The 8,542-nt window shown below is 67.6% G+C and carries 7 protein-coding genes; 4 read left to right on the forward strand and 3 right to left on the reverse strand.

Annotated elements, in window-relative coordinates:
- Positions 1 to 13: 13 nt before the first annotated feature.
- Entirely contained in the window at positions 14 to 1,279 is a 1,266-nt protein-coding gene (locus tag EV671_RS16445) for a nucleotidyltransferase family protein (protein ID WP_165917605.1), read from the forward strand.
- Here EV671_RS16445 and EV671_RS16450 read toward each other — a convergent pair.
- A complete protein-coding gene (locus tag EV671_RS16450; protein ID WP_132573674.1) occupies positions 1,249 to 2,367 on the reverse strand; it encodes a glycosyltransferase family 4 protein in 1,119 nt (372 codons plus the stop codon). The two genes, EV671_RS16445 and EV671_RS16450, sit on opposite strands and share 31 nt — an antisense overlap.
- Positions 2,368 to 2,387: 20 nt before the next feature.
- Here EV671_RS16450 and EV671_RS16455 point away from each other — a divergent pair, with 20 nt between their 5' ends.
- Entirely contained in the window at positions 2,388 to 3,215 is an 828-nt protein-coding gene (locus EV671_RS16455) for a class I SAM-dependent methyltransferase (protein ID WP_132573676.1), read from the forward strand.
- Here EV671_RS16455 and EV671_RS16460 read toward each other — a convergent pair.
- Positions 3,179 to 4,585 (reverse strand): oligosaccharide flippase family protein, encoded by a 1,407-nt coding sequence (locus EV671_RS16460; RefSeq protein WP_132573678.1) that lies wholly within the window; start codon positions 4,583 to 4,585, stop codon positions 3,179 to 3,181. The genes EV671_RS16455 and EV671_RS16460 overlap by 37 nt on opposite strands.
- Positions 4,582 to 5,688, reverse strand: coding sequence for a glycosyltransferase family 4 protein (locus EV671_RS16465; protein ID WP_132573680.1), 1,107 nt, complete (start codon positions 5,686 to 5,688; stop codon positions 4,582 to 4,584). The genes EV671_RS16460 and EV671_RS16465 overlap by 4 nt, the downstream gene beginning before the upstream one ends.
- Before the next feature lie 790 nt (positions 5,689 to 6,478).
- On the opposite strand from EV671_RS16465, the gene EV671_RS16470 reads away from it, so the two are divergent.
- Both EV671_RS16470 and EV671_RS16475 read left to right on the forward strand, forming a co-directional pair.
- Positions 6,479 to 7,390, forward strand: a complete 912-nt coding sequence (locus EV671_RS16470) for a class I SAM-dependent methyltransferase (RefSeq protein WP_165917606.1) — start codon at positions 6,479 to 6,481, stop codon at positions 7,388 to 7,390.
- Between the two features lie 5 nt (positions 7,391 to 7,395).
- Entirely contained in the window at positions 7,396 to 8,349 is a 954-nt protein-coding gene (locus EV671_RS16475) for a hypothetical protein (protein WP_132573684.1), read from the forward strand.
- Positions 8,350 to 8,542: the final 193 nt, after the last annotated feature.

Genomic DNA, 8,542 nt, shown 5'->3' on the forward strand with positions numbered 1-8,542 from the left:
AGGGCCAAAGGCCATGGAGAAGCTCGATAGACCACTGCCAAGTGATGCAATCGTCGAGCACGCGCTGCGTGTAACGACGGAACGCCTGGCCGCTGAGCTCGCCGCGCCGGCGGCCCGCCCGCCTGACTGGGACGAATTCGAATGGCGCACGGCGATGGCCGTCTGCGCCATGCACGGTATCTCGGCGCTGCTGGCGGGCCGGCTGCGCTGGACCGGCCCCGATCTCTGGCAGGCTTTCCTGGCAGAGCAGGCCGAGCAGGGCCGGATGCGCGAGCAGAAAACGCGCGCCCTCCTCCAGCGCCTTGACGACGCCGCGCGCCGCGCCGGCCTGCCGCTGCTGGCGATGAAGGGCTCGGCACTGCTGGACCTCGACCTCTACGCCCCCGGTCAGCGGCCGATGAGCGATGTCGACCTGCTCGCCCGGCCGGAAGATTTTCCGGCCACGCATCGCTTGCTGCTGGAGGCCGGTTACGTCGAGGGCGTGAAAATCTGGAAGCACGTCGACTACCTGCCGCTTGATGCACCAGCCGACCGGGGCTTCGGCGAGCACGCGACGAACCCGATCAAAGTCGAGCTGCACACCGCGGTGATGGAGCGGCTGCCGGTGCGTGAGGTGGCCATCACGCCGCAGCTGCAGGCGCACGCCGCTCCCCCGGGGCTGAACCCCTATCCCAGCCAGGCTGCGCTGATGCGGCACCTGCTCCAGCATGCAGCGGGAAACCTCTGCGGGCATGGCATCCGCCTCATCCATTTGCACGACCTCGCGGCGCTGGCTCCGCGCCTGGACGAACGCGATTGGGACGATGTGCTCGCCATCGCATCGGACGGGCTGCCCGCCTGGTGGGCCCTGCCGCCCCTCGCGCTTGCCGCACGGATCTTCCCGGACGCATTCCCGCCGGCCGTGTTGGCGCACGCGCAGGCTCTGGCGGGGCCGGCCTGCCCGGCCAGCCTGCTTCGCGCGATGCGGGGCTACCGGCTCGACGACGTCTCCCTTTCTGGATACCGCATCCCCATATTGCCCGGCATCGCGTGGTCGCATGGCGCCGCCGAAGCCCTGACCTGCGCCAGGCTGCGCATCCACCCGGGCCGCGAAGCCGCCCGGCAAAACCGTCGCGCGGCGGCAAGCGTACATGCCTTCGCCGGCTTTGCATGGACCTTCAAACCTCGCTGGCAGAAGGCCCTGCGCTACCTGCTCCGCGGCGCACCGCCTCGCGTGCCGACGCTCTACTCTCTGCAGCGGGCCCTGGCCTACGAACCGTCGCATCGCAACTCCGCATGAAGATGTTCGAACCTGAGACAGGTCTGATCAGCGTCCTCGGCAATGGCGAAGCGCTGGGCTTGCACGGCCAGGCGCAGGCGCAGCGCCTCGTCGCCTGCCAGCCTGGCCAGCACGGCGGCCAGGCCGAGGCTGTCGCCCGGTGCGACGACGAGGGCCGCATGCGGCGCCCATTCGGCCAGATGTCCCACCGCCGTGCCGACGCTGGGCACGCCCAGCACGGCCGCCTCCAACGCGGACAGGGGCCCGGCTTCATGCCTGGACGTGACGACATGGACATGGCCGCTCGCCAGCACCGGCCACAACGCGCGCTGGGTCAGGAAGCCGTGGAAGCGCACGCAGCCGGCCAGCCCCAGGCGGTCAGCCAGCGCCTGGACCTCGCCGCCCAGCGTGTCTTCACCCACCAGGTCAAGCCCGGCATCGACGCCCAGCTCGCGCAGCCGGGCCAGCGCATGCAGCAAGCAGGCCTGGTCCTTGACACGGTTCAGGCTCGCCACCTGCACCAGCCTGAGCGCCTCGCCGGGTTGGCGGCGCCGGGGCGGGCAAGGCGGACACTGCGCCAAATCGACGCCCAGCGGCAGGCGTTGGCCGTGCAGCCCCAAGGCCTCAATCTGCTCCAGCATGGGCTGGCTCGCGGCGGTGAGTGCATTGGCCCCTTTCAGCACCCAGGCCTCACGAAGCCTGCCACGCCAGCCCAGGCACCCGCCGTAGCCGATGTCGCTCACCGCCGCGAGCTCACCACCTGCCAGATGCACGGCGCAGCGCAGGCCCAGCAGCCGAGCCGCCACGACGGCCACCGTGCCGCAAGGACCGGACCAGATCGACTGCAGGACGTCGAAGTGCGCGACACGGTGCTCTCGTGCGATGGCCCAGATGGCACGCAGTTGGCCAAGCCGCCCGCTGCGGCCACCGATGTTGTGCACACGCGCACCGCACAGCCACCACGAGCCGGGTTCAAGCTGCTGGCGCAACGCGTACACATGCACCTCGTGCCGCACGGCCAGCCGGCCGAGCAGCGCGAGCAACGCCGGGATGACCCGGACCTCGCCGGACGCATCGACCCCGCCCGGCACCACGACCGCGATCTTCAATTTCCGCCCCCCTTCCGCCCATGAGCAACCCGCAGCAGCAAATCCGCCTGAACGACACACGCGACGCCTTCGACAGCGTCGCCGCCGACTACGACGGCCCGCGCGGCAACAACACTGCCATCCAGGACATGCGCGCCGAGATGTGGCACTGGCTGGATGCGAGCTTCGCGCCCGGCAGCCGCCTCATCGACCTGGGCTGCGGCACCGGGCTGGACGCCGTGCACCTGGCCGGCCGGGGGCATCGCGTGACGGCGACCGACTGGTCCGAGCGCATGGTGGAGCGCACCCGCGGCCGTGCGCGCGAAGCCCACCTCGGCGACGCCGTCGAAGCCCTCGCCGTCGGCGCCCACGAACTGCATCGGCTGCCCGGAGATGCGTCTTTCGACGGGGCATATTCCAATCTGGGTCCCTTGAACTGCGTACCCGACCTCGGCGCCGTAGCGGACGAATGCGCACGCCTCATCAAACCGGGCGGTCGCCTCGTCTTCACCGTCATCGGCCGCTACTGTCCCTGGGAGGTCGCCCACTACGCCCGCCAGCGCCGCTGGGCCCGCATCGGCGTGCGCTTTGCCCGCCACACGGTGGCCGTCGGCATGAATGGCCGCACCATCTGGACGCGCTACTACACGCCGCAGGAGTTCTACGCCGCCTTCGCATCGCAGTTCGAACTGGAGCAACAGCGCGGCCTGTGCGTCTTCGTGCCGCCGCCCTACCTGACCTGGCTGGCCGAGCGGCATCCGCGCTGGCATGAGCGGCTGTGGCGACTGGACCGCCGCGTGGCCGGCTGGCCCGGCATCAACAGGCTGGGTGATCATTTCCTGCTCGTCATGCGCCGACGGCTCAGCTGAGCCCATTCGTCGAGCAAGGGGTGGCGGGTCCAGCAGAGTGCCGCCAGCCAGGCCACCGGCGCCAGCGGCCAAGGCACGACGACGGCCGCAAGTGTCGCCAGCCCGCTGCCAGCAACTGCGGCCGCCAGATCTCGTGGTGATTGGCCCAGATGCCGCATCGACAGCACGACCTGTAACGGCAGCACCAAGAAGCTGGCGGCACACAGCGCCCAGGCAAACGATGCCAGGCTGCCGTCAAAGCCGGCGGCGACCAACGCCAAACGCGCCAGCAACGAAGCTCCTGTAGACCAAGCCACAAGACCAGGCCGCCCCACCGCTGCCAGCGCCTGCCCCTGCTGCGCGAACACGAGGCCCGCGGCCGCAGACAAGGCCAACGGCGGAATCGCTGCAGCACAGCCTGTCCATCCTGGACCGTACAGCGCGCGCACCAGGGGCTCGCGCCACAACGCGACCATCGCCAAGGCCGGCCAGCCCAAGCCCGTCAGCAGCGCCGTCACGCGTCGCAAGGCCGGCTCCAGTGCCAGCCCGCGCGCTTGCCGGCTTGCCAGCAGCGGAAGGCTGCCCATGCTCAGGACCGGCCCGACGAGCGACATGAAAACAGCCACCGTGGCTTGTGCCCGGCCCAGCAAGCCCACATCGTGCGCGCCCCCCAGCCCGCCCAGCATCAGCTCGGGCTGCACGCCAAGAAGGACCGACAGGCCACCTGCGGTCAACGCCGCGCCGCCAAACTCCAACGGCTCCCGCATGCCCCGCCACCCGAGCCGCCAGGGCAGGCCCGCAGGCACCCAGCAGGCATAGACCGCCGTGCAGACGGCGATAGCGAACATCTGCGCCCAGGCCAGGCCAATGACGCCAACGCCGGCCTTGATCAGCATGATCGCGGCAAGCACCTGGCACGCCACACCCAGCAAGGACACCCGTGCGATGCGCGCCAGGGCCAGTTCCCGCAGATGCAATGCCGCGACGATGCTGCAGAAACCGGCGATCGGCAACCCCCAAGCCAGCACGTGCAGCAGCAGGCCGAGATCCGGCTGTCCCAGCCATCGTGCCAATGGATCAGCCAACAGCAGCAATCCCAGCGTCGTCACGATCGTCGAGAGGATCTGCAAGCCCAGGCAGGCCGAAAAACGGCGCGCTGTCAGCTCAGGCACGCGTTGCAGATAGGCCGACACACCGAAATCCCGCAACAACAGCGCGACACCAAACACAGCCACGGCCACCGAGAACACCCCCAACTCTGCTGGCAGCAGCAGACGCGCGAGCACCAGCCCGAGCAGAAAGCGCAGTACGGTCTCGCCCAGAGACGCGGCAAAGTTGCCGAAGAGCCGGCTGCGCAGATCGACGGGCGCGATGGCAAGCGATGTCGTCATGCGGACAGTGCGTCCTCGTAGACCGAAACGAGACAGCGCCCCAGCGCCTCTGGCGAGCAATGCTCGTCGAACCGGGCACGCACGGCGCTGCGGCGCGCTGAGACTGGTTCCTCAGCCAATTCGACCAGGGCCTGGGCCAATGCCTGCGGATTGCCACAAGGCCAGAGCCGCGCCGCGCGCGTCGTGGCCAGCGGCCCCAACAGCGTGCGAAAAGAGGGGATGTCTGTGACGACCGGACTCAAACCGCAGGCCAGCGCCTCGATGAGGCTGTAGCCCGAGCCCTCCCGATGGCTGCCCTGAACGAGGAAGTCGGCTGCCGACATCAGCCGCTCGACTTCCTCGTGATCGACCTGGCCGCGCAAATGCACGCGGCCCGCGAGCCTCGGGTCGCGAAGTCGCTCGCAAACCACTTCGTACAGCGGTGCCTTGCCGAAGCACATCGTGAGTTTCAGCTCCGGCAGGCGTTCGACGGCTCGGGCAACGCCCTCGAGCACGGTCAGCGGGTCCTTGTTCTCGTCGAGGTGGGCAACCCAGAGCAGCACCGGCGAGCCCGCAAGCCCTGTGGCTCGACGGGCCTCGGCGGCGTCGATGGGGCGGAAGCCGCTGCTCGATTCCGGCACCTCGTAGATGCGCGTGTGCGGCGCCAAAAGGCCGCGCTGCTCGAAGGGCCGCGCTTGCTCACGGGCGCAGAACATCAGCCCGCGGGCAAGCGCGAGCGAACGCCGCCAACGCCACCAGATCCAGGGCCGGTTGGGCGGGCGGGCGGCATGGTCCTGGACCAACAAAGGCACGTCAGGCACCAGCTTGGCGAGTTGACCCATCTCGCGGGCAAAGCCCAGGCCCTGCAGATGCAGGACTTCGGGCGCCAGGCCCCGCAGCAGCTGCCCGAACGCGCCGATGTCGTCGAAGGGAAGGAAGTGATAGTCCACACCGTCCAGCGCCAGGTGCTCCCGTTGCTCGCTGCGCTGCAGCACGGTGACCCGCGCTCCCGCCTGGGAGGCCGCACTCGCGCATCGGGCCAAGGTCGGCCAATCGCGCAGCAGCTGCCGGGGCGATCGTCCGAGCGAATCAAGATGGGGGTTGATCTGGGCGACGCGAACCATGCCTGCTTTCCTCAAGATTCACGGCGCTGCCGATCCCGCTGCTTCACTTCTAGCACCATCCCACGCAGCTCATACGGCTGGTCACAACGACACAGCCCGCAGCGCCGGGCCGATGCTGCGGGCAAGACTGCTTTCTGCCGACGCGGTGCCCGGATGTGGTTCGGCACCCTCTCGATTTGCTGGCCTTGGCCCAGCATAGGCACCAGGAACCGCCGCGGCCGCAGGTGGTCGACGCGGCATTGGACCTCGGCCTTGACGCGCCGACTGCGCTCGATGCTGGCCAGCAGCGCCTGCGCCATCGACACAGTCGCCTGCCCACCCCGTGTTTGGGCCGGGCCGCGCTCACGCCTTTTTCTGATCCTGGACCACTTCAACGCGCTCAACACGATCCAGCGAAGGCAAAGGTTGTGTTCCGCTTGAGTTCCTGGCAGACGGCAAAAGGTTCAAACCATCGAATCCGCCTCCGCACCACTCTACGGGTTGGGCGGCTCGCTGAAGCGTTCGGCAGGCACAGCGACAAAGGTTGAGCGCTGCCAGACGGCGCAGAAGTTGGGCCTCGCGCTCAGGGATCCAGGTCGTTGAACTCTGGGTTTGAACGCCGGCGCCTTCGCGCAAGCCTGAGTCGACGGCAAGCAGGCGTCGCTTTGAACCATGGAGCGCCAGTCAGGAACATAGGCAATCAGGCTGCCGTTGTGAGGGCGACATGTTCACGATGTCGGAAGACTGCGCGAGGATGCCCACGGCCCCCGACGGCGGGAGGCATCGGCTGGGCTGTCCGGCTCACTCCTACGTGAGCGCACTGGTGCTGGTCAGAACCGCCCTGTGCGTGATGCCGCCCGAAAGCCCCGCCGTTCACACGGATCCAACTGCCGAGCTGGCGCTGCGAACAGCCACTTCGCGAAGCGAAGATGATCCCGTGGCGCCGTTTTGCGCCTTGCCGACCTCCTCGCCCACTCCCGTCCTTATGCCGCAAGCTCCAAATGGTCGCCCCCCTCATGACCTGCCTGAAGACGTGACGGCACGCTTCTATGACGCGGTAGCGGCCCGCTACGACGCTCAGGTCGATCGTCGGACCGACAACCTGCAGGTGCGGTTGTCGTTCTGCGAGCGCGTGGCATCCATCGCTGGACCGGGCGGCCTGATCCTCGATTTCGGGTGTGGCACTGGCATTGACGCGGCGTGGTACGCCGCGCGTGGCCATAGGGTCGTGGCTTACGACATCTCGCCCGCCATGGTGGATGTGCTTCGTGAGCGCTGCAAGAGTGAGATTGAGTCCGGGCGCGTCACCCCAACGGCAGGCCCGCTTGCCGCGATGACGAATGCGCTCGAGGAGGCCGGCCAGGTTGCAGCCATCGCGGCCAACTTCGCAGTGCTGAATCATGTGCGTGAGCTCAAACCTCTGCTTCAGATCCTTGCTTCGCATCTCGCGTCGGGAGGCGCGCTGGTAGCCTGTGTCCTCAATCCTTTCTACCGCCGGGACATGCTGCAAGCATGGTGGTGGCGAAATGCGCTGCGTTCTTTCGGGAAGGGGGCGATCCAGATGTCGAGTAACGTGACGACCTACCGGCACTTCGTTGGCGCCATGCGCAGGGCGGCCGGACCCGAGTTCGTCCTCGAAGACGTTTGCGCAGCCGGTGGCAGCAAACTTCTCGGGACACTGGATTCCAACTTCCTGTTTGTCGTTCTGCGCAGGCTGTCGTGAGGCACTTGCTGTCCCTGTTGCGCAACGGAAAGGGGCTGCGCCACGCGCCCGTCGTGTATGCCAACTCGCCGGAATTTTCACTTTGCGTCGTGCTTCGAGGGCTGCCCAGCGGCCCGGTTGACGTCAGCAGCGATCACTGCCCCGTGTCGTTGCGCCCCTTCATACTGGGGATTCGCTTAGCCACAGAGGCCTTCGATGCATCTGCGCCTGCGCCGGGCATGTGGCTGGAGATTTCCCTGCCGCCCCCCGAGGACGTACCGTTGGCGCGACTGGCGTTGACGTCAGTCGGGATGCTGCCGCTGAAGCGGGGCTCTCTGCACCTTTTCCGGGTCGAACGCACGGTGAACCGATGCCTACCAACGCCCAACTTGTGGCTTCGCTACCTACTCGCATGGCAAAACGCCCGCACCGCCGCCCGGCGAGGTGATGCGCTCTGCATGTCCGCCCGAGACCTGCGCGCGCTGAACGCCTATTACATCGTTGCCAGGCCAGTGTTCCTCGTCGGCGCGGGCCATGGGGAACGGGTGAACCTGTTTCCCATGGATCTCGTTGGCGCCCTGTCTACCGGCGAGTACCTCCTGGCGCTGCGTGCGACGAGCCCGGGCGTGGCGCTCATGGAGGACTCCAAACGCATCGCGATGAGCAGTGCGCCAGCTGAACTGCTTCATGCCGTCTACGCGCTTGGAAACCAGCATCGCCGGCCTACGCTCGACCCGAACCAGCAGACAGTGCCCATCTCGTCGTCACCGCTGTTCGACCTCCCTGTACTTGAGCAGGCAGGACTCGTGCGCGAACTCAGCGTTGACAGGGTTGAGCGAATCGGCTCGCATGTCTTGTTCATGGCGCGTATCGAGCAGGAATCGGGCCTTGCCGGACGGCAACTCGCACACATGAGCGGGATGTACATCGAATGGCTGCGTCGCAGTGGACGTGACTGCGAGGTGCTGGCGCCGTTGTAGTGCGTCATACGGGACAAATGTTCCCGATATTTGGTGGGGCATGCGGACCGCGCGGGAATTCACCCCGACCAGGGAAACACCGCTGATTTCCCCGCTCGTGTGAACGGCGGTCAGGAAACGCGCTTATTCGGCGGTGAGGACGCGGTTTTGCTCGAAGTGCCCGCTCAGGCCGGGTGTGATCGAGGGCAGTGAG

This window comes from Roseateles saccharophilus (genome assembly GCF_004342485.1).
Classification (GTDB): Bacteria; Pseudomonadota; Gammaproteobacteria; order Burkholderiales; family Burkholderiaceae_C; genus Pelomonas; species Pelomonas saccharophila.

Coding starts and splice junctions, on each gene's coding strand:
- EV671_RS16460 (WP_132573678.1), bottom strand. CDS start 4,585: ATGACGACATCGCTTGCCATCGCGCCCGTCGATCTGCGCAGCCGGCTC.
- EV671_RS16465 (WP_132573680.1), bottom strand. CDS start 5,688: ATGGTTCGCGTCGCCCAGATCAACCCCCATCTTGATTCGCTCGGACGA.
- EV671_RS16455 (WP_132573676.1), top strand. CDS start 2,388: ATGAGCAACCCGCAGCAGCAAATCCGCCTGAACGACACACGCGACGCC.
- EV671_RS16445 (WP_165917605.1), top strand. CDS start 14: ATGGAGAAGCTCGATAGACCACTGCCAAGTGATGCAATCGTCGAGCAC.